Raw genomic sequence first — 647 nt, 5'->3', positions numbered from 1 at the left:
TTTCTCGTGCTCCGTCCTACTCGATTTCATGACTAAGAGATTTTCGCGTACAGGGCTATCACCCACTATGGCCGCACTTTCCAGAGCGTTCCGCTAATCTCAAAGCCACTTAAGGGCTAGTCCCCGTTCGCTCGCCACTACTAAGGGAATCTCGGTTGATTTCTTTTCCTCAGGGTACTTAGATGTTTCAGTTCCCCTGGTTCGCCTCTTGCACCTATGTATTCAGTACAAGATAACCATCTTATGATGGCTGGGTTCCCCCATTCAGACATCTCCGGATCAAAGTCTGTTTGCCGACTCCCCGAAGCTTTTCGCAGGCTACCACGTCTTTCATCGCCTCTGACTGCCAAGGCATCCACCGTATGCGCTTCTTCACTTGACCATATAACCCCAAGCAATCTGGTTATACTGTGAAGACGACATTCGCCGAAAATTCGAATTTCTCAACTAAGAGAACTCACAAATTTTACCTTAGCCTGATCACCACCAGTGAAAGTGGATCTCAGTCTATCTTTCTATCACATACCCAAATTTTTAAAGAACGAACTAGTCAAAGACTAGAAATCAACATTCACCATCACAACGATGGAATGCTCATTTCTAAGCTCTTACTTCAGAAGCAGTAGTGGTGGAGCCAAGCGGGATCG

General features: G+C 46.2%; 1 rRNA gene. It reads right to left on the bottom strand.

What is annotated here, in order from left to right:
* A 23S ribosomal RNA gene (locus K5E37_RS29335) occupies window positions 1-382 on the bottom strand; the annotation flags it as partial.
* Between the last annotated feature and the right edge of the window lie 265 nt (window positions 383-647).

The sequence above is a fragment of the Pseudomonas sp. RIT778 genome (genome assembly GCF_019718735.1).
Taxonomy (GTDB): Bacteria; Pseudomonadota; Gammaproteobacteria; order Pseudomonadales; family Pseudomonadaceae; genus Aquipseudomonas; species Aquipseudomonas aphyarum.
Note: the sequence above shows the minus strand (reverse complement) of the source record. Positions and strands in the feature narration are given on the sequence as shown.